At 68.7% G+C, this 18424-nt stretch carries 17 protein-coding genes; 11 read left to right on the top strand and 6 right to left on the bottom strand.

Annotation, left to right across the window (positions count from 1 at the left end; translation table 11 throughout):
• The first annotated feature begins 59 nt into the window (after positions 1-59).
• The 6 genes from PARN5_RS0111905 (at position 60) to PARN5_RS0111880 (ending at position 6855) form a co-directional block, all read left to right on the top strand.
• Entirely contained in the window at positions 60-1559 is a 1500-nt protein-coding gene (locus PARN5_RS0111905; RefSeq protein WP_017999999.1) for a replicative DNA helicase, read from the top strand.
• The gene (locus tag PARN5_RS0111900; RefSeq protein ID WP_017999998.1) at positions 1556-1918 is read left to right on the top strand and encodes a DMT family protein; all 363 of its coding nucleotides are present in this window, start codon (positions 1556-1558) and stop codon (positions 1916-1918) included. Before PARN5_RS0111905 ends, PARN5_RS0111900 begins: the two co-directional genes overlap by 4 nt.
• Before the next feature lie 46 nt (positions 1919-1964).
• Positions 1965-3173 carry a multidrug effflux MFS transporter gene (locus PARN5_RS0111895; RefSeq protein ID WP_017999997.1) on the top strand — a complete coding sequence of 403 codons (1209 nt, stop codon included), beginning with the start codon at positions 1965-1967 and terminating at the stop codon, positions 3171-3173.
• Positions 3174-3231: 58 nt separating this feature from the next.
• Positions 3232-4626 (top strand): helix-turn-helix transcriptional regulator, encoded by a 1395-nt coding sequence (locus PARN5_RS0111890; protein WP_017999996.1) that lies wholly within the window; start codon positions 3232-3234, stop codon positions 4624-4626.
• A gap of 431 nt (positions 4627-5057) precedes the next feature.
• On the top strand, positions 5058-6350 hold the full coding sequence (locus PARN5_RS0111885) for a M23 family metallopeptidase (RefSeq protein WP_017999995.1): 1293 nt from the start codon (positions 5058-5060) through the stop codon (positions 6348-6350).
• Positions 6340-6855, top strand: a complete 516-nt coding sequence (locus PARN5_RS0111880) for a polymer-forming cytoskeletal protein (RefSeq protein ID WP_026155372.1) — start codon at positions 6340-6342, stop codon at positions 6853-6855. Before PARN5_RS0111885 ends, PARN5_RS0111880 begins: the two co-directional genes overlap by 11 nt.
• Before the next feature lie 72 nt (positions 6856-6927).
• On the opposite strand, the gene PARN5_RS22045 is transcribed toward PARN5_RS0111880, so the two are convergent.
• The 4 genes from PARN5_RS22045 to PARN5_RS0111860 form a co-directional block, all read right to left on the bottom strand.
• Entirely contained in the window at positions 6928-7779 is an 852-nt protein-coding gene (locus PARN5_RS22045) for a DUF2189 domain-containing protein (RefSeq protein WP_017999993.1), read from the bottom strand.
• A gap of 53 nt (positions 7780-7832) precedes the next feature.
• Positions 7833-8327: a pantetheine-phosphate adenylyltransferase gene (coaD, locus tag PARN5_RS0111870; protein ID WP_026155371.1), complete on the bottom strand. Its 495-nt coding sequence runs from the start codon at positions 8325-8327 to the stop codon at positions 7833-7835.
• A gap of 228 nt (positions 8328-8555) precedes the next feature.
• Positions 8556-8993 carry a CBS domain-containing protein gene (locus PARN5_RS0111865; RefSeq protein WP_017999991.1) on the bottom strand — a complete coding sequence of 146 codons (438 nt, stop codon included), beginning with the start codon at positions 8991-8993 and terminating at the stop codon, positions 8556-8558.
• A 100-nt stretch (positions 8994-9093) separates the two neighbouring features.
• Positions 9094-9987: a LysR family transcriptional regulator gene (locus PARN5_RS0111860; protein ID WP_017999990.1), complete on the bottom strand. Its 894-nt coding sequence runs from the start codon at positions 9985-9987 to the stop codon at positions 9094-9096.
• Positions 9988-10110: 123 nt separating this feature from the next.
• Between PARN5_RS0111860 and PARN5_RS0111855 the strand changes: the two genes are divergently transcribed.
• Positions 10111-11610 (top strand): CoA-acylating methylmalonate-semialdehyde dehydrogenase, encoded by a 1500-nt coding sequence (locus tag PARN5_RS0111855; protein ID WP_017999989.1) that lies wholly within the window; start codon positions 10111-10113, stop codon positions 11608-11610.
• 62 nt (positions 11611-11672) lie between these two features.
• On the opposite strand, the gene PARN5_RS0111850 is transcribed toward PARN5_RS0111855, so the two are convergent.
• The gene (locus tag PARN5_RS0111850) at positions 11673-13103 is read right to left on the bottom strand and encodes an NCS1 family nucleobase:cation symporter-1 (RefSeq protein ID WP_017999988.1); all 1431 of its coding nucleotides are present in this window, start codon (positions 13101-13103) and stop codon (positions 11673-11675) included.
• A 172-nt stretch (positions 13104-13275) separates the two neighbouring features.
• On the opposite strand from PARN5_RS0111850, the gene PARN5_RS0111845 reads away from it, so the two are divergent.
• From PARN5_RS0111845 to PARN5_RS0111830, 4 genes are all read left to right on the top strand, one after another.
• Positions 13276-14424: an acyl-CoA dehydrogenase family protein gene (locus PARN5_RS0111845; RefSeq protein ID WP_017999987.1), complete on the top strand. Its 1149-nt coding sequence runs from the start codon at positions 13276-13278 to the stop codon at positions 14422-14424.
• Complete coding sequence (locus PARN5_RS0111840) at positions 14421-15473, top strand: enoyl-CoA hydratase/isomerase family protein (protein ID WP_017999986.1); 1053 nt, start codon at positions 14421-14423, stop codon at positions 15471-15473. Before PARN5_RS0111845 ends, PARN5_RS0111840 begins: the two co-directional genes overlap by 4 nt.
• A complete protein-coding gene (mmsB, locus tag PARN5_RS0111835; RefSeq protein WP_017999985.1) occupies positions 15470-16363 on the top strand; it encodes a 3-hydroxyisobutyrate dehydrogenase in 894 nt (297 codons plus the stop codon). Before PARN5_RS0111840 ends, mmsB begins: the two co-directional genes overlap by 4 nt.
• A 64-nt stretch (positions 16364-16427) precedes the next feature.
• Entirely contained in the window at positions 16428-16775 is a 348-nt protein-coding gene (locus PARN5_RS0111830) for a hypothetical protein (RefSeq protein ID WP_036744605.1), read from the top strand.
• On the opposite strand, the gene recN is transcribed toward PARN5_RS0111830, so the two are convergent.
• A complete protein-coding gene (gene recN, locus PARN5_RS0111825; RefSeq protein ID WP_017999983.1) occupies positions 16772-18415 on the bottom strand; it encodes a DNA repair protein RecN in 1644 nt (547 codons plus the stop codon). The two genes, PARN5_RS0111830 and recN, sit on opposite strands and share 4 nt — an antisense overlap.
• Between the last annotated feature and the right edge of the window lie 9 nt (positions 18416-18424).

Below are 18424 nucleotides of genomic sequence, written 5' to 3'. Positions count from 1 at the left end.
CGCGGGGCGCATAAGGTGGATAACGGCCCCCAGCCGAGTCGAAGGTCGGAGAGCAGGGCATGAGCGAGTTGCGCGCCGTCGAAATCAGGAAACCCGGTGAAATCGCCTCGGCCGCGGCCGAGCAGGCGGTGCCCTTTTCCATCGAGGCCGAGCAGCAACTCCTGGGCGCGCTTCTGACCAATAACGAGGTCTATGACCACGTCTCGCGCATCATTCAGGCCGGGCATTTCTACGACCCGGTGCATCGCCGCATCTACGAGATCAGCGCCGAGCGCATCGCCCGGAATGCGCTGGCGAGCCCGGTCACCATCAAGGCCTTCATGGAGAACGACGCCGGGCTGAAGGAGCTTGGCGGCCCGGCCTACCTGGCCCGTCTGGCGGGGGCCGCGATCTCGTCCCATGCCGCGCGCGACTATGCCCAGATGATCCGCGAATTCGCCCTGCGGCGCGAGTTGATCAACCTGGGCCAGGACATTTCCGCCCGCGCGGCCACCGTCTCGGTCAGCGATTCCGCCGAGGAACAGATCAAGGAAGCCGAGCAGGTGCTCTACAAGCTCGGCGAGCAGGGCGTGGCCGAGCGCGGCTTCCAGAGCTTCCTTGCCGCCGTCACCGGGGCGCTGAACGCCGCCAATGCCGCGTTCAGCCGCGGGGGCGGATTGTCCGGGGTCTCGACCGGGCTGGTCGATCTGGACGGCAAGATGGGCGGCTTGAACCGCTCGGACTTGATCATCCTGGCCGGGCGGCCCTCGATGGGGAAGACCTCGCTGGCCACGAACATCGCCTTCAACGTCGCCAAGGCGCACCGGACGGGCGAGCTGCCCGACGGCAGCCATGGCACGGTGGCGGGCGGCGTCGTCGGCTTCTTCAGCCTCGAGATGTCGGCCGAGCAGCTGGCCGCGCGCATCCTGTCCGAGGCGGCCGAGGTGCCCAGCGAATCGATCCGGCGCGGCGACATGACCGAGGAGGAGTTCCGCCGCTTCGTGAAGGCGGCGCATGACCTGCAGAACTGCCCGCTGTTCATCGACGACACCCCGGCCCTGCCGATCAACCAGCTCGCCGCCCGCGCCCGCAAGCTCAAGCGCACCATGGGGCTCGACGTGCTGATCGTCGATTACCTGCAGCTCTTGCGCGCTGCCAGCGCCAAGGACAGCCGGGTGAACGAGGTTTCCGAGATCACCCAGGGCCTGAAGGCCATCGCCAAGGAGCTGGACATCCCCGTCATCGCCCTGTCGCAACTCTCGCGCCAGGTCGAGAGCCGCGAGGACAAGCGGCCGCAGCTGTCCGACCTGCGCGAATCCGGCAGTATCGAGCAGGACGCCGATATCGTCATGTTCGTCTTCCGCGAGGAATATTACCGCGAGCGGGAAAAGCCCGCCGACCACGATCTCGACAAGATGGCGAACTGGCAGCAGATCATGGAATCCTGCCACGGCAAGGCCGAGGTCATCATCGGCAAGCAGCGCCACGGTCCCATCGGCACGGTCGAGCTGTCCTTCGAGGGCCGCTTCACCCGCTTCGGCAATCTCGAAAAGCACCGCAGCTGGGATCGGTCCGAATGAACCTGCCCGTGCCGCTGGTCACGGTCGGCCTGCTGATCGCGTCGAACCTGTTCATGACCATCGCCTGGTATGGGCATCTGAAGTTCAAGGCCACGCCGCTGCTGGTGGTGATCCTGGTCAGCTGGGGCATCGCCTTTTTCGAATACCTGCTGCAGGTGCCGGCGAACCGCTTCGGCTATGGCCATTTCAGCGCCGCCCAGCTGAAGACCATCCAGGAGGTCGTCAGCCTGTCGATCTTCGTGCTGTTCTCATGGCTCTGGCTGGGCGAGAAGCTGACCTGGAACATCGCGCTTGGCTTCGGTTTCATCTGCTTCGGCGCCTTCCTGATCTTCCACCGCTTCGGGACCGCCGCGCATTAAAGCCGTGAGCGGTTGCCTTTGCCTGCGCAACGGGCAATCTAGCGCCATGACCACCCTGCCCCCTCCTGCCGCGCGCCGGCCGCATCTGATCACGCTGGTGTCGATTTCGGCCGCAGGCGCGCTGTCGACGAACATCTTCCTGCCCTCGCTGCCGGCGATGGCGCGGGATTTCGGGGTCGAATACAGCTTCATGCAGCTGTCGGTTTCGGCCTTCCTGGCGGTCAGCGCGGTGCTGCAACTGCTCTGCGGGCCGATCAGCGACCGTTTCGGGCGCCGGCCGGTGGTGCTGGGCTCTCTGGCCATCTTTCTGCTGGCGACGCTGGGCACATTGCTGACGCGCGATGCAGGCTGGTTCATGGCCTTCCGGCTGGTGCAGGCGGTGGTGACCACCGGCTTCGTCGTCAGCCGGGCGGTGGTGCGCGACATCGTGCCCGCCGACCAGGCCGCCAGCATGATCGGCTATGTCACCATGGGCATGTCGCTGGTGCCGATGATCGCGCCGACCCTGGGCGGGGTGCTGGACGAGACGCTGGGCTGGCGCGCCAGCTTCGTGGCCATGGGCATCGCCGGGCTTGCGGTCATGGCGCTTTGCACCGCGGACCTGACCGAGACCGCGCGCGGCGGCGGCGTGCCGCTGCGCCAGCAGGTCGCGACCTATCCGGTGCTGGCGCGCTCGCAGCGGTTCTGGGGCTATGCGCTGGCCGCGACGCTCAGCGCCGGGTCGTTCTATGCCTATCTGGGCGGCGCGCCCTTCGTCGGCCAGGTCGTGCTGCACCTGTCGCCGGCCGAGGTCGGCTATTGGTTCGCCGGTCCCTCGTTCGGCTATGCGCTGGGGAATTTCATCTCGGCGCGCTATTCGACGCGCTTCGGCATGAACCGGATGATCCTGACCGGGGCGCTGATCTGTTCGGCGTCGTTGCTGGCGGCGCTGGTGGTGGACCTGGCGGGCGGGCTGACGCCGCTGGTCTTCTTCGGCGCGGTCGGCGTCATGGGCCTGGGCAACGGCATGCTGCTGCCCAATGCCAATGCCGGCATGATGAGCGTGCGGCCCGAACTGGCCGGCACCGCAAGCGGCCTGGGCGGCGCGATGGCGGTCGCGGGCGGCGCCGGGCTGGCGGCGCTGGCCGGCGCGCTTCTGCATGACGATACCGGCGCCGCGCCGCTTCTGGTCATCATGGCCGTCTCGGCCGTCGCCTCGATCGCCTTCATCCTTTGGGTGATGATCCGCGAGCGGCAGGTGATCCAGGGGCGCTGATCCCCCTTGCCGGCCAGCCTTTGCAAAGCGTATGCCTATCTTTGCAAAGAGGACGCCCATGGCCACCCAAAAGATCTATGCCGGCGTGGCGCTGCGGGAAACCCGCGCCCGCGCCGGCCTGACGCAACGCGCCTTCGCCGACCGGCTGGGCGTCTCGCTGCCCTATCTGTCGCAGATGGAGAACAACCACCGCCCGGTCTCGGCCGGGGTGCTGCTGCGGCTGGCTTCGGAATTCGCGGTCGACCTGGGCGCGATGGCGGTGGGCGACGCCGACCGCATGGTGATGGACATGGCCGAGGCGCTGGCCGATCCGCTGTTCGACAGCGCGCCGCCCCGCGCCGACCTGCGCCTGGCCGCGACCAATGCCCCGGCCCTGGCCCGCGCCTTCCTGGACCTCTACCGCGCGCATCGCGAGGGGCAGGAGCGGCTGGCGGCGATGGACGAGGCGCTGGGGGCCGGCGCCCAGAACGCCACCCCCTCGCCCTGGGAGGAGGTGCGCGACTTCTTCCATTACTGCGACAATTACATCGACGCGGTGGATCGCGCGGCTGAGCAGTTCGCTCGCACACGCCCCAACATGCGACCGCTGGAGCGCGCCATCGCCGGCCTTGCCGAGCGTGGCATCGAGGTGACCCAGGCGGAACTGGGCAGCGGCGCGGTCTATCTGCGCGAGGGCAAGCGCGTCACCCTGAACGCGGCGGCCGAGCCGGCGACCCAGGCCTTCCAGCTGCTGCACCTGCTGGCCCTGGAAAGCCGCGGCGACTTGCTGGAGGCGACGCTGGAACTGGCGCGTTTCCGCAGCGGCTCGGCCCGCGACATCGCCCGGCTGGGGTTGGCGAATTATTTCGCCGGCGCGGCGATGATGCCCTATGCCCGCTTCATGGAGGCCGCCCGGACCGAGCGGCACGACCTCGAGCGGCTGGCGCATCTGTTCCATGCCTCGCTCGAGCAGATAGCGCATCGGCTCTCGACCCTGCAGCGCGGCGGCGACCGCGGCGTGCCGTTCTTCTTCGTCCGCGTCGATCAGGCGGGCACCATCACCAAGCGCCACTCGGCGACGCGGATGCAATTCGCTCGTTTCGGCGGCGCCTGCCCGCTGTGGAACGTGCACCAGGCCTTCGAAACCCCCGGCCGCTTCCTGCGCCAACTGGCCGAGACGCCGGACGGCAAGCGCTATCTGCTGCTGGCGCGCGACGTGTCGAAACCGGCCGGGGCCTTTGGCGCGCCGGTGCGGCGCTTTGCCATCGGTCTGGGTTGCGAGGTCAGCCATGCCCGCGATCTGGTCTATGCCGACGGGCTGGACGTCGGCAATCCGCAGCTGTTCGAGCCCATCGGGGTGTCCTGCCGGATCTGTCCGCGCCCGAACTGCCATCAGCGCTCGGTGCCGCCGATGGACCGCCATATCCGCATTCCGCCGGACCGCCCGGGGCCACTGCCCTACGAGATCGCCTGAGGGCGCCATGAACGCAACCGCCGGGCGACGGTTCCGAACGATCGGGGCCGCTGCGACAGAATCGTCACGCCGGGAACGGCAGTTCCGCGCCGCCTGGAAGGATCTGCCTATTTGACAGGCAGTTCCGACGACCCCTCGGCAAAAGGTCTTAGGGCTGCGCCGGGCCCGCGCGGCGCATCGGTAGAATTGCCTATATCCCGCAGGCTTGCGGCGCGATGCTCGAACTTCAACCTGCGATTGATATTCGCGGCCGAACGCCGCACCGGCGAATATCCACCAGCCCCTTGCGGGGGATCGGCGTCAATCCGCCCAAGTCTTGCGCAGATATTCCTGCGCTGTTGCGCTTTGAGCACAGCTCGGATTTATCCATGCCAGCGCCCACAGACCCGCCCCGCCGGCCGGTCCGGCGAAAACAACATGGACCCGGGACATTGCGCATTACCCATAGCCTGAATTCGGTGCTTGAGCGCTGGCTGCCAGAACAGCGACTCTTCCTGAAGTCGGACAAGACCACCCGCTTCCTGCGGCTGCGTCCGGCGACGCAATTGCTGGCCCTGGGCGGCATCGCGCTGGTCTTCGGCTGGAGCATCATCGCCAGTTCGATCCTGGTCATCGACGCGATCAGCGCCGGGTCGTCGCGCGATCAGGCCCGCCGCTCGCAGACCGCCTTCGAGGCGCGGCTGACCGATCTTTCGGCCGAGCGCGACAGCCGCGCCGCCGAGGCCGCCGCCGCGCAGAACCGCTTCACGGTGGCGCTGGACCAGGTGTCGCGCATGCAGTCGCAGCTGCTCGACTCGGAAGCGCGCCGGCGCGAGCTGGAAACCGGCATGGGCGCCGTGCAGTCCAGCCTGCAACAGGCCGTCAAGGCCCAGCACCAGGCCCAGGCCGAAGCGGATCAGGCCAGCGCGACCGCGCCGGCGGTGCGCACCGCCGAATTGCAGGCGGCGCTGGATATCCTTTCGGGCGAGCTGAAGCGCGCCGCCGCGGACCGCGCCGATGCCGTGCGCGAGGCCGAGGACGCCCGCCGCACGGCCGAGGCCGTGACCATCGAGCGCGACCAGATCGTCGCCCGCAACGACCAGATCCTGACCCAGCTCGAGGATGCGGTGACCGTTTCGGTGAAGCCCCTGGACGAGATGTTCCGCAGCGTCGGCATGAACCCGGACGAGATCCTCGACACCGTGCGCCGCGGCTATTCCGGCCAGGGCGGGCCGCTGAACCCGATCGGCTATTCCTCCAGCGGCAATGCCGAGATCAGCCAGGGCGAGGCCAAGGCCAACGAGATCCTGATCACCCTGGACCAGATGAACAGCTATCGCATCGCGGTCGAGAAGATGCCGCTGGCCATGCCGCTGCAATCGGCCTTCCGCTATACCTCGCCCTATGGCCGCCGCTGGGGCCGCGCGCATGAGGGCATCGACATGGCCGCGCCGGTCGGCACGCCGATCTTTTCGACCGGGGACGGCGTGGTGGTCTTTGCCGGCTGGCAGCGCGGCTATGGCAATCTGGTCAAGATCCAGCACGCGCTCGGCACCGAGACCCGCTATGGCCATATGTCCAAGATTCGCGTGAAGGTCGGCCAAAAGGTGTCGCGCGGCAGCCGGATCGGTGATATGGGCAATACCGGCAGATCGACCGGCTCGCATCTTCACTACGAGGTCCGCGTGAACGGTCGTGCCGTGGATCCCATGAGCTTCATCAAGGCAGCCCAGAATGTTTTCTAAGACCCGAGTGACCGAACCTGGCCCCCGCACCCAGCCGACGCCCGAACCCGAACAGCAGCCGCGCAGCCTTGAGACGACCTACGACATTCCCGCCTCGGCCCCGCAGCGCGCCCGGACCGCGCCTTCGGTCCTGTCCCCGGACCTGACCGTCACCGGCAATATCCAGACCCAGGGCGACATCCAGGTCGAGGGCACGGTCGAGGGCGACATCCGCGCCCATCAGCTGGTCGTCGGCGAAAGCGCCACCATCCGCGGCGAGATCGTCGCCGAGGAGGTCGTGGTGAACGGCCGCGTCGTCGGCCGTGTGCGCGGGCTGAAGGTCCGCCTGACCGCCACCGCCCGCGTCGAGGGCGACATCATCCACAAGACCATCGCCATCGAATCCGGCGCGCATTTCGAGGGTTCGGTGCAGCGCCAGGAAGATCCGCTGGCCAATGGCGTGACGCCGAAACTGGCGCCGCCCGCCGCGCGCCCGGCCGCCGCCGCCAGCGCCAGCGACAACTGATCGCGCCACCGCGCGAAAGACGGTCCCAGGGGCGGTCCGCGGGCCGCCTCTTGTCGTTTCAGGCGCCCGGTTTCAGATGTCGGGCATCAGCCGGCGATACATATGCCAGCTGGAGTGGCCCAGGACCGGCAGAACCACGAAAAGCCCCAGGAACATCGGCAGGAAGCCCAGGAACAGCAGGCCGGTGATGACCGCCGCCCAGGCCAGCATGACCGGCAGGTTCAGCGCCACCGCCTGGAAGCTGGCGATGATGGCCGAGACCAGGTCGACCTCGCGGTCGAGGATCAGCGGCAGCCCGACCACGGTGATGCCGAACAGCACCGCCGCGAAGCCGGCACCGATCAGCATGCCGGCCAGCAGCATGGCCAGCCCCCTGCCCTGCAGCAGCAACTCGGGCGAGGAGGTGATGTTGGTCAGCGCGGACACGCCCATGAACAGCGCGAAGGTGGTATGGGCGACAAAGACCCAGAACATGAACATGAGCAGGATCACCATCGCCATCGACGGCACCTGGCGGTCCTTCTGCGCCAGCACCACGGACAGCACCTCGCGCCAGAGCAGCGGCTGGTCGGATTCGATGCGCCGGCTGACGTCGTAAAGCCCGACGGCGGCGAAGGGCGCGATCAGCGGAAAGCCGACGATGAAGGGCATCAGCCACCATTCCTGGCCCGAGGCCAGGGCCACCGCGGTCAGCACCAGCCCGCCCGCGACATAGAAGGCCGCGAAGAGCAGGCCGAAGGCCGGGGCGGTGCGGAAATCCCGCCAGCCGGCGGCCAGCACGGCGGGGATGGCGCCGAAACCGACCACGGCGGGCAAAGGAATCTCGTCCGGGCCGGGGTCCGGCAGGGGGTCGGGCAGCGGATCCCGGCCGGGCTCGGGGATCGGCATGGGAATGGGCTTGGGATCCGAATCGGTCACGACCATCAGCGCCTCCGTCTTTCGGCGAAGGTTAGCAGGGAAGCGTTAAAGAAAAAGCCTCAGCGTGCGAAACGCCGTATCAGCGCGGCATTGACCGGGGGCGTCACGAATTTCGACACATCCCCGCCCAGCCGGGCGATTTCCTTGACCAGCTTCGAGGCGATGGCCTGGCGCCGGGCGTCGGCCATCATGAACACGGTCTCGATGCTGGCATCCAGCGCCCGGTTCATGCCAACCATCTGGAATTCATACTCGAAATCCGCGACCGCGCGCAGCCCGCGCACGATCACCGTGGCGCCGACGTCGCGGGCGCAGTCGATCAGCAGGTTCTCGAACGGATGCACCTGGATCTCGCCGCCGGTCTTGCGCGCGATGGCGTCGCATTCGCTGCGCACCATGCCGACCCGCTCTTCCAGGTCGAACAGCGGCCCCTTGTCTCGGTTGATGGCGACGCCGATCACCAGCCGGTCGACCAGCGCCATGGCGCGTTCGATGATGTCCAGATGGCCAAGCGTGATGGGATCGAAGGTTCCTGGGTAAAGGCCGATGCGCATGATGGTCCTGTCCTTGCCGATCACATGCAGTCAAACAGGGTTTTTTCGGCGGGTGCAACAGCACCGTGCGTTGCGCAGGGCAAGAGCCGCGGCCCGCGACGCAAAAACCCCAGCAAAGGCTGGGGTTTTCGCTGTGATCTGCGTGCACCGCGCGTGCACCGCGCGTACACAGGGCATGCACCGATGCGGCGGTCGGGGCCTGGGGCGCGCGCGCGCGCCAGCGCGGGCTTAGTTGCCCATGATCATGCCGGTCAGCGCCTCTTTCTCGGCATGAAGTTCCTTCAGCCGGGCCGAGACGGCGTCGCCGATCGAGACGATGCCCAGCATCTCGCCCGCCTCGTTCACCACCGGCAGGTGGCGGAACCGGCCCTGGGTCATGCGGTCGAGGATCACCAGCGCATCGTCGCCGGTGGTGCAGGTCATCAGCTTGCGGGTCATCAGCTCGCTGATCGGCTGGTCCAGCACCTGGGCGCCGCGCCGGCCCAGTTCGCGCACGATGTCGCGTTCCGAAAGGATGCCCAGCGGCACCTTGCCATCCTCGGACACCACGATCGCACCGATGCGCCGCTCGGACAGCAGCCGCGCGGCATCGGCCACGCTGGCGTCCGGGGCGACGGTATAGATTTCGCCGCTGGCTTTCATCGACAGGATCTGGTTGACGAGCATGCATATTCCTCCTCAGCTCGGGACGGCAACGACCGTCCCTGGCCACCAGCGTTGCCGCAACCCGCGCTTGCGTCAAGCCCGCTCTTGCACGCCTGCACCCTCAGGCCGAGACCAGCGCCTGAAGCCGCGCCACCTCGGCCCGGATGCCCTGCGCCAGCGCATCCGCCAGCCGGTTCATGCGCTGCGAGCGGCGGTCGTCCTGGTGCCGGATCAGCCAGAAGCCGCGGGTCAGCGCGATCTGGTCGGCCAGCACCCGCCGCACCCCGGGGCAGAAGGGAATCGCGAAATCATGCACGATGCCCAGGCCCGCCCCGACCCGGATCGCCTGCATCTGCACCGAGACCGAGTTCGAGGTCAGCTGCGCCCAGTCGGCGCCGGTCTCGGTCAGGTAGTCGAGCTCGCGGTCGAAGATCATGTCGGCGATATAGCCGATCATGCGGTGGCCGCGCAGATCCTCGCGCGCACGGATCGGCGGATGGGCGCGCAGGTAATCCTCATGCCCGGCCAGGTGCAGGTGATAGTCGGTCAGCCGCTGCACCACCAGCCGGCCGGCCTGCGGCTGCGAGACGGCGATGGCCATGTCGGCCTCGCGTTTCGACAGGTTGAAGACCCGCGGCAGGGCGACGATCTGGATCTCGAGCCCCGGATGCGCCCGGGCCATCTCGGCGCAGACCTGCGGCAGCAGGTAGTTGGCGCAGCCGTCCGGGGCGCCGATGCGCAACTGTCCGGAAAGATCGCCCGGGCCGGTCAGCGCCTCTTCCGCGCCGGTCAGCGCCAGTTCCATCGCCTCGGCATGCGGCAGCAGGCGCTCGCCCTCGGCGGCCAGGGCATAGCCCTGCGGCGTCTTGACGAAAAGTTTCGCGCCCAGCCCCTGCTCGAGCCGCGCCACGCGCCGGCCCACGGTCGAGGCGTCGATGCCCAGCCGCCGGCCCGCCGCCGACAGGCTGTCCGCGCGCGCCACCGCCAGGAAGATGCGCAGGTCGTCCCAGTCCATCGCCGATCCCTTTGCAAAAATGCAAAACCCTTTTGCCAGACTTCCTCTTTTTCCGGCAATGCTGCAAGTCTATGCTTCGGGCCAGATGCGAACCCACAGACGCGGACCCCGCGGGAGGCGAGAATGGAAGAACTGAGCCACTGGATCGACGGCAAAGAGGTCAAGGGCACCTCGGGCCGGTTCAGCGATGTCTACAATCCGGCCACCGGCGAGGTGATCGCGAAGCTGCCGCTGGCCACCCCTGCCGAGCTTGACGCCGCCATTGCCAGCGCCGCCAAGGCGCAGGTCGGCTGGGCCGCCACCAACCCGCAGCGCCGCGCCCGGGTGATGATGAAATTCGGCCAGCTCATCAACGACAACATGGACAAGCTGGCCGAGCTGGTCTCGCGCGAGCATGGCAAGACCCTGCCCGACGCGCGCGGCGACGTGCAGCGCGGCCTCGAGGTGATCGAGGTCTGCATGGGCGCCCCCGCCATGCTGAAGGGCGAGTTCACCGACAACGGCGGCCCGGGCATCGACCTTTATTCCATGCGCCAGCCGCTGGGCGTGGTCGCGGCCATCACGCCCTTCAACTTCCCGGCGATGATTCCCCTGTGGAAGATGGGCCCGGCGCTGGTTTCCGGCAACGCCATGATCCTGAAGCCCTCCGAGCGCGTGCCCTCGACCTCGATCATGCTGGCGAAGCTGGCGCAAGAGGCCGGGCTGCCCGACGGCGTGCTGCAGGTCGTGAACGGCGACAAGGAGATCGTGGACGCGATCCTGGACCATGAGGTGATCCAGGCGGTGGGCTTCGTCGGCTCGACCCCGATCGCGCAATACATCTATGGCCGGGCGGCGACCAACGGCAAGCGCGCGCAATGCTTCGGCGGCGCCAAGAACCACATGATCATCATGCCCGACGCCGACCTGGACAAGGCGGCCGATGCGCTGATCGGCGCCGGCTTCGGCGCGGCGGGCGAACGCTGCATGGCGATCTCGGTCGCGGTGCCGGTGGGCGAGGCGACCGCCGACGCGCTGATCGAGCGGCTGGTGCCGAAGATCGAGAAGCTGAAGGTCGGCCCCTATACCGCCGGCGACGACGTGGATTTCGGCCCGGTCATCACCAGGGCCTCGCAGGAGCGCATCAACCGGCTGATCGCCTCGGGCGTGGACCAGGGCGCCGATCTGGTCGTGGACGGCCGCGACCTGAAGATCCAGGGCTATGAGAACGGCTTCTTCTGCGGCCCGTCGCTGTTCGACCGGGTGACGCCCGAGATGGAGATCTACAAGGAGGAGATCTTCGGCCCGGTGCTGAGCCAGGTGCGCACGCAGAGCTATGACGAGGCGCTGAAGCTGGTCATGGACAACGACTATGGCAACGGCACGGCGATCTATACCGCCGACGGCGACACGGCGCGCGACTTCGCCAGCCGGGTGAATGTCGGCATGGTCGGGATCAACTTCCCGATCCCGGTGCCGCTGAGCTATTACAGCTTCGGCGGCTGGAAGAAGTCGGCCTTCGGCGACCTGAACCAGTATGGCCCGGACGCCTTCCGCTTCTATACCAAGACCAAGACCGTGACGGCGCGCTGGTTCTCGGGGATCAAGGACGGCGTGGCGCTGAACTTCAAGGCCATGGACTGAACGGAAGAAGCGGGGGGCGCTGCCCCCCGCACCCCCCGGGGTATTTTCGCAACAAAGAAGGCCTATCGGTCCGCCGAGCGCAGCAGGTAATAGCTGCCGCCGCCGATCAGCACGCCGAAGAACCAGCCGTAGGTGCCCCACCAGGAGGGCAGCAGGCTGGTGAAGGTCGGCAGGATCGAGCTGAACACCATGCCGATGCCGAAGGCGATGAACGCCTTGACGTGCCAGCCGTTCTGGAAGCGGAACTCGCCATGCTCCTGATACAGTGCCGCGACATTCACCACGCCTTTGCGGATCAGGTAGTAATCCACCATCATGATCCCGAAGATCGGCCCCATGGTCGAGCCGATGAAGTTCACGAAATGCGTGGCATTGGTTTCCCAGGGTGCCCAGGGGTAGAGCACCAGCGCGATCAGCGCCGCGATGAAGCCGCCGCGCTTGAAGCTGATGTGTTTCGGGATGGTGTTCGAGAAATCGAAGGCGGCCGAGACGAAATTCGCCACCACATTGATGCCCAGCGTCGCGATGGCGAAGGTCGCGGCGGCCAGCACGGCCAGGAAGATGCTGTCGAACTTGGCGCTGATCTGGTCGGGATGCAGCAGCACCTCGCCATAGACATGCCAGGCGGCGGTGGTGGTGACGCCGGCGACCAGGCAGAAGGCCAGCAGGTTCACCGGCAGGCCCCAGGCATTGCCGAGCCGCAGCGCGCGTTCATCCCTGGCATAGCGCGAGAAGTCGCAGAAATTCAGGTAGAGCGCGGCGAAATAGGTGATCCAGGTCGCCGCCACCGCCGTCAGCGTGACGAAGCTGCCCGGCGTGCCCGGCACGCCCGCGTCCCTGGTCGCCTGCAGCAGCACGTCCTGCGGGATCTCGGCGCCGAAGCTGATGGTGCCCGACTTCGCCACCAGGTAGATCGCCAGCATCAGCATGGCGAGCCAGACCGCCGGCCCGGCCCAGTCCTGGAAGCGGCGCACCGTCTCCATGCCGTTCTGGATGATGAGCAGTTGCGCGCCCCAGACCGCGAGATAGCAGATCACCTCGAGCGTGGAATGGCCCAGCATGTGGCTGGTCTGGTGGAACTCCAGCATCGCCGGGCTGCGCAGCAGCAGCGCCACGATGGCGCCGGAGGCAGCCGAGGTCTGGGCGCCGTACCAGAAGCAGGCGACGACCGCCCTGACCAGCGCCGGGACGTTGGCGCCGAAGGTGCCGAAGCTCGCCCGCGCCAGCACCGGGAAGGGCACGCCCGTGCGCACCCCGGCCAGCCCCACCATCTGCATCAGCCCGTAGATCACCAGCGAGCCGAGGCCGATGGCCAGCACGAAATTCACCAGGTTGCCGCAGAGCAGGAACAGGCTCGCGGCCAGGTAGTAGCCCCAGAGGCTATGGACGTCCGAGGTCCAGACGTTGAAGATGGAAAACGCGCCCCAGCGGCGTTCCCGCGCCGGGGCCAGATCCTCGTTGTAGAGATTGGGCGAAGGATTCGTGACTTGCATGATGTCCCCACTGTCCTTTGTCGCGCGGCAGGCCGCCGGCAGATGCTAGACCCAAAGCGCCGTTCTCGAACGGAAATTCGCGCGGATGCCCGCATGGCCAGGCAACTGGTGCAAAATTCGCGCAACATTTCGGCGCTAAGCCCCCGGAACGGTGCCTGAGGAAAGGACCAATATGGATTTCGGATTGACGGATGAGCAGGGGGCGATTTTTGGGCTGGCTCGGGATTTCGGCGCGGCCGAGATCGCGCCCAACGCCCGCGCCTGGGAGGAAGCCGGCACCATGCCGCGCGAGCTGTGGCGGCTGGCGGCCGAGTTGGGCTTCGGCGGGGTCTATGTCGGCGAGGACCAGGGCGGCACCGGGCTGTCGCGCCTCGACGCCACGCTGGTCTTCGAGGCGCTGGCCATGGCCTGCCCCTCGGTCGGCTCGTTCCTGTCGATCCACAATATGTGCGGCGGCATGATCGACAAGTTCGGCACCCCCGCGAACCGCGCCCGCTGGCTGCCGCGCCTGTGCAGCATGGAGACGGTGTTCTCCTATTGCCTGACCGAGCCGGGCTCGGGCTCGGACGCCGCCGCGCTGCGCACCCGCGCCGAGCGGGTGCCGGGCGGCTGGAAGCTGAACGGAACCAAGGCCTTCATCTCGGGCGGCGGCTATTCCGACGCCTATCTGGTCATGGTCCGCACCGGCGAAGCCGGCCCCAGGGGCATCTCGACCGTGGTGGTCGAGGCCGGCACGCCGGGCCTGTCCTTCGGCGCGCCCGAGCACAAGATGGGCTGGAAGGCGCAGCCGACCGCCCAGGTGCAGTTCGACGATTGCGTCATCCCCGAGGAGAACCTGATCGGCGAGGAGGGCCGCGGCTTTGCCTATGCCATGGCGGGCCTGGACGGCGGGCGGCTGAACATCTCGGCCGGGGCGCTGGGCGGCGCGCAGGCGGCGCTGGAGGCGACGCTGCGCTACATGGGCGAGCGGCGCGCCTTCGGCCAGACGCTGGACCAGTTCCAGGCGCTGCAGTTCCGCCTGGCCGAGATGGAGACGGCGCTGCAATCTTCGCGCATCTTCCTGCGCCAGGCGGCCTGGAAGCTGGACCGGGCCGAGCCGGATGCCAGCAAGTTCTGCGCCATGGCCAAGCTGCATGTCACCGACCGCGCCTTCGAGGTGGCGAACCAGTGCCTGCAACTGCATGGCGGCTATGGCTATCTGGCCGATTACGGCATCGAGAAGATCGTGCGCGACCTGCGCGTGCACCAGATCCTGGAAGGCACCAACGAGATCATGCGGCTGATCGTCGGCCGCGCCCTGCTGGCGGAGCGAGACCGATGACCGAGAGGCCCGAAGCCGAGATGCCCGGATCCGAGATGCCCGGATCCGAGATGATCGCCCGCAAGGACCGCCGCGCCGGACGGCTGACCTTCAACCGGCCGCAGGCGCTGAACGCGCTGAGCCACGAGATGGTGCGGGTGATCGACGCGGCGCTGCGCGCCTGGCGGGACGATCCCGAGGTGGCGCTGGTCATCATCGACGCCGCGGGCGAGCGCGCCTTCTGCGCGGGCGGCGACATCGCCGCGGTCTATCGCGCCGGGCTGGCGGGCGACCACCGGGTCGGGCGCGCGTTCTTCCGCGACGAATATGTCATGAACGCCCGCATCGCCGGCTATCCCAAGCCCGTGGTGGCCTTCATGCAGGGCTTCGTCATGGGCGGCGGCGTCGGCGTCGGCGGCCATGCCAGCCACCGCATCGTCGGCGAGACCACCCAGGTCGCCATGCCCGAGACCGGCATCGGCATGATCCCGGACGTCGGCGGCAGCTGGCTGCTGGCCCATGCCCCCGGGCGCTGCGGCGAATACCTGGGCCTGACCGGCGCCCGCATGGGGCCGGGCGACGCGATCTTCGCCGGCTTCGCCGACAGTTTCGTCCCCGAGGCGGACTGGCCGGCGCTGAAGGACCGGCTGGCCGAGACCGGCGACGTGGCGGCGATCGAGGGCCACCCCCGCCCCGAGGCGCCGCTCGGGGATCGCGACCTGTCGGCTTTCGGCGCCGCCTCGGTGGCCGAGATCCTGGCCGCGCTGCAGGCCGCGGGCGACGACGCGGCGCTGAAGGTGCTGGGCCGCAACTCGCCCCTGTCGCTGGCGGCGACGCTGGCGCTGGTCAGGGCGGCGCGCGGCGACCGCGACATCCGCGAGAGCCTGTCGCGCGAGCTGCGCTTCACTGCCCGCGCCACGGCGGAAGGCGATTTCCTGGAAGGGGTGCGGGCGCAGATCATCGACAAGGACCGCAACCCGCGCTGGTCGGCCGATGCCGGTCCGGCGCATGTCGCGGCCATGCTGGCGCCGCTGGGCGAGGGCGAATTGAACTGGGAGGACAGCGAATGAAGATCGGATTCATCGGGTTGGGCAACATGGGCGGGCCGATGGCCGCCAATCTGGCCAGGGCCGGGCACGCGGTCGCGGGCTTCGACCTAGCCGCGCCGATGCCCGAGGGCGTCGCCAGGGCGGCGACGGCGGCCGAGGCGGCCCAGGGCGCCGAGGTGGTCATCACCATGCTGCCGAACGGCGCCATCCTGCGCAGCGTCGCCGAGGAGATCGTTCCGGCCATGGCGCCGGGCGCGGTCTTCTGCGATTGCTCGACGGTCGACGTGGAAAGCGCGCGCGCCGTGGCGGCGCAGGCGCAGGCGGCGGGGCTGGGTGCGCTGGACGCCCCGGTCTCGGGCGGCATCGGTGGTGCTGCGGCCGGCACGCTGACCTTCATGGTCGGCGGTTCGGACGCGGCCTTCGACAAGGTGAAGCCGCTCTTCGAGATCATGGGCCAGAAGGCGGTGCATTGCGGCGTCTCGGGCGCGGGCCAGGCGGCGAAGATCTGCAACAACATGATCCTGGGCGTGACCATGATCGCCACCTGCGAGGCCTTCGCCCTGGCCGACAAGCTGGGGCTGGACCGGCAAAAGATGTTCGACGTGGTCTCGACCTCCTCGGGCTACAGCTGGTCGATGAACGCCTATTGCCCGGCGCCGGGCGTGGGCCCGCAATCGCCCGCCGACAACGGCTACAAGCCGGGCTTCGCCGCCGAACTGATGCTGAAGGACCTGCGCCTGTCGCAGCAGGCCGCGGGCTCGGCCGATGCCGACACCCCGATGGGAGAGCTCGCCACCGCGCTCTACGCCCGATTCGTCGAAGACGAGGACGGAAAGGGAAAGGACTTCTCCGCAATGCTGCCGAGATTCGAGAAGCGCGGCCGGTCCGAGGACGATCTCGCCGCTTCGTGAGGGAGCCGATCACGGGCTTGCGGCGTTTACCCTGGATCAATGAATTCGTGCCAGGCTGAGTGCCATGAGACGTGATCGAACCCGCTTCCTTGCGGCCGTGATGGCCGCTGCGCTGGCCGCCGCGATGACCGCGGCGGCCCAGCCCGACCAGGAGAGGTCCATGGCCAAGGGCGCGGCGCCGGCGCCGGCAAGCCCGCGGCAGGCGGCGCGCGAGAGCGGCGGCGGCCTGCGGGTCGGCGGCACGGTGGATGCGGCGCTGCTGCACCCGGTCACCCGGCCGGGGCTTTACGGCATGAGCCAGCCGCCAGCCGGCAGCCGCTACGGCATCATCGCGGGGCAGCTGATCCGCTATGATCCGGACAGCGTGCAGGTGCTGTCGATCATCCGGCAGGTGGACAGGATTCTCGACTAGCCTTGCAGCAGCGCGCGGGCGGCGTCCTTGGCGGCCGGGGTGATTTCCTCGCCCGCCAGCATGCGGGCGATCTCCTCGATGCGTTCGCTGGCAGTCAGGGCGGCAACACGCGAGGTGGTCATGTCGCCCTCGACTGATTTCGCCACCCGGAAATGATGCCCCCCCAGCGCCGCGACCTGCGGGCTGTGGGTCACGACCAGAACCTGCGCGCCCTCGGCCAGCCGGGCGAGGCGCCGGCCGACCGCATCGGCGGTGGCGCCGCCGACGCCGCGGTCGATCTCGTCGAAGATCAGGGTCAGGGCGTCATTGCCGCGCGCCAGGCACACCTTCAGCGCCAGCAGGAAGCGCGACAGCTCGCCGCCCGAGGCGATGCGGTCCAGGGGCCCCGCCGGAGCGCCGGGATTGGTGGCGACGGTGAAAGCCACCGCGTCGCGGCCCTCGGGGCCGGGCTCGGCGGCACTGACCAGCGTTTCGAAGACGGCGCGCTCCATCTTCAGCGGCGCGAGCTCGGCCGCCATCGCGGCATCGAGCCGCTTGGCGGCCGTGGCGCGCTGGTCCGACAGCGCGGCGGCGGCGCTGTCATAGGCGGCGTCGGCCGCCGCCACGGCCTCGCGCAGGCGCGCCAGGTCGCCCTCGCCGGCGTCGATGCGTGTCAGGCGGGTGCGGAGATTGTCGGCCAGCCCGGCCAGGTCGTCGGCCAGCACGTCATGCTTGCGGGCCAGCGCGCGCAGGGCGAACAACCGCTCTTCGGTCGCCTCGAGGTCGCGCGGGTCGAAATCCATCGCTTCCAGCGCCGATTCGACGCCCGAGACCGCCTCGCCCAGCTCGATCAGCGCGCGTTGCAGCGCAGCAGTCGGGGCTTCCAGCCGGCCCTCGGCCCGCTCGGAGGCACCGTCGAGCCAGCGCGCGGCATCCAGCATCGCGCCCTCGGCGCCCGCGCTGCCCAGGGCCTGCAAGGCGCGCGACACATCCTCGCGGATGCGCTCGGCGCCCTGCATGGCGCGGCGGCGGGTGTCGAGCTCGGCCTCCTCGCCGGGCTGCGGGTCGAGCTTGTCCAACTCGGCCACGGCATGGCGCAGGAACTCCTCCTCGCCCTTCGCCGCGGCCAGCGCGGCCTCGGCCCGCTCCTGCGCCGCCCGCGCCTCGCGCCGCGCCGCCCAGGCCGCGCGCACGGGGCCAAGATCGACGGCGGCAAAGGCATCGAGCAGCAGCCGGTGGCCGCGCGGATTCAGCAGGCCGCGGTCGTCATGCTGGCCATGCAGTTCCACCAGCGTTTCCGACAGCAGCCGCAACACCTCGCCCGAGGCGCGGCGGTCGTTGATCCAGCCGGTCTTGCGGCCGTCGCCGGCGTTCACCCGGCGCAGGATCAGTTCGTCCGAGACGGGGAAGCCGGCCTCGTCCAGCAGCGTGCGGGCGGGATGGCCAGCGGGCAGGTCGAAGACGGCAGTGACCTCGCCCTGGCTCGCGCCCTGCCGCACCAGGTCGGCGCGGCCGCGCCAGCCCAGCACGAAGCCCAGGCAGTCGAGCAGGATCGACTTGCCCGCCCCCGTCTCGCCGGTCAGCACGTTCAGGCCCGGCCGGAAATCCAGATCCAGCCGGTCGATCAGCAGCATATCGCGGATTTCAAGCGAACGCAGCATCACCCCATC

The sequence above is a fragment of the Paracoccus sp. N5 genome (assembly GCF_000371965.1).
Lineage (GTDB): Bacteria > Pseudomonadota > Alphaproteobacteria > Rhodobacterales > Rhodobacteraceae > Paracoccus.
This window is presented reverse-complemented; position numbering and strand designations above follow the sequence as displayed.

Bases quoted from the DNA above. Each gene is read 5' to 3' on its own strand.
- PARN5_RS0111905 (WP_017999999.1), top strand. From the start codon at position 60: ATGAGCGAGTTGCGCGCCGTCGAAATCAGGAAACCCGGTGAAATCGCC.
- PARN5_RS0111900 (WP_017999998.1), top strand. From the start codon at position 1,556: ATGAACCTGCCCGTGCCGCTGGTCACGGTCGGCCTGCTGATCGCGTCG.
- PARN5_RS0111895 (WP_017999997.1), top strand. From the start codon at position 1,965: ATGACCACCCTGCCCCCTCCTGCCGCGCGCCGGCCGCATCTGATCACG.
- PARN5_RS0111890 (WP_017999996.1), top strand. From the start codon at position 3,232: ATGGCCACCCAAAAGATCTATGCCGGCGTGGCGCTGCGGGAAACCCGC.
- PARN5_RS0111880 (WP_026155372.1), top strand. From the start codon at position 6,340: ATGTTTTCTAAGACCCGAGTGACCGAACCTGGCCCCCGCACCCAGCCG.
- PARN5_RS22045 (WP_017999993.1), bottom strand. From the start codon at position 7,779: ATGGTCGTGACCGATTCGGATCCCAAGCCCATTCCCATGCCGATCCCC.
- coaD (WP_026155371.1), bottom strand. From the start codon at position 8,327: ATGCGCATCGGCCTTTACCCAGGAACCTTCGATCCCATCACGCTTGGC.
- PARN5_RS0111865 (WP_017999991.1), bottom strand. From the start codon at position 8,993: ATGCTCGTCAACCAGATCCTGTCGATGAAAGCCAGCGGCGAAATCTAT.
- PARN5_RS0111860 (WP_017999990.1), bottom strand. From the start codon at position 9,987: ATGGACTGGGACGACCTGCGCATCTTCCTGGCGGTGGCGCGCGCGGAC.
- PARN5_RS0111855 (WP_017999989.1), top strand. From the start codon at position 10,111: ATGGAAGAACTGAGCCACTGGATCGACGGCAAAGAGGTCAAGGGCACC.
- PARN5_RS0111850 (WP_017999988.1), bottom strand. From the start codon at position 13,103: ATGCAAGTCACGAATCCTTCGCCCAATCTCTACAACGAGGATCTGGCC.
- PARN5_RS0111845 (WP_017999987.1), top strand. From the start codon at position 13,276: ATGGATTTCGGATTGACGGATGAGCAGGGGGCGATTTTTGGGCTGGCT.
- PARN5_RS0111840 (WP_017999986.1), top strand. From the start codon at position 14,421: ATGACCGAGAGGCCCGAAGCCGAGATGCCCGGATCCGAGATGCCCGGA.
- mmsB (WP_017999985.1), top strand. From the start codon at position 15,470: ATGAAGATCGGATTCATCGGGTTGGGCAACATGGGCGGGCCGATGGCC.
- PARN5_RS0111830 (WP_036744605.1), top strand. From the start codon at position 16,428: ATGAGACGTGATCGAACCCGCTTCCTTGCGGCCGTGATGGCCGCTGCG.
- recN (WP_017999983.1), bottom strand. From the start codon at position 18,415: ATGCTGCGTTCGCTTGAAATCCGCGATATGCTGCTGATCGACCGGCTG.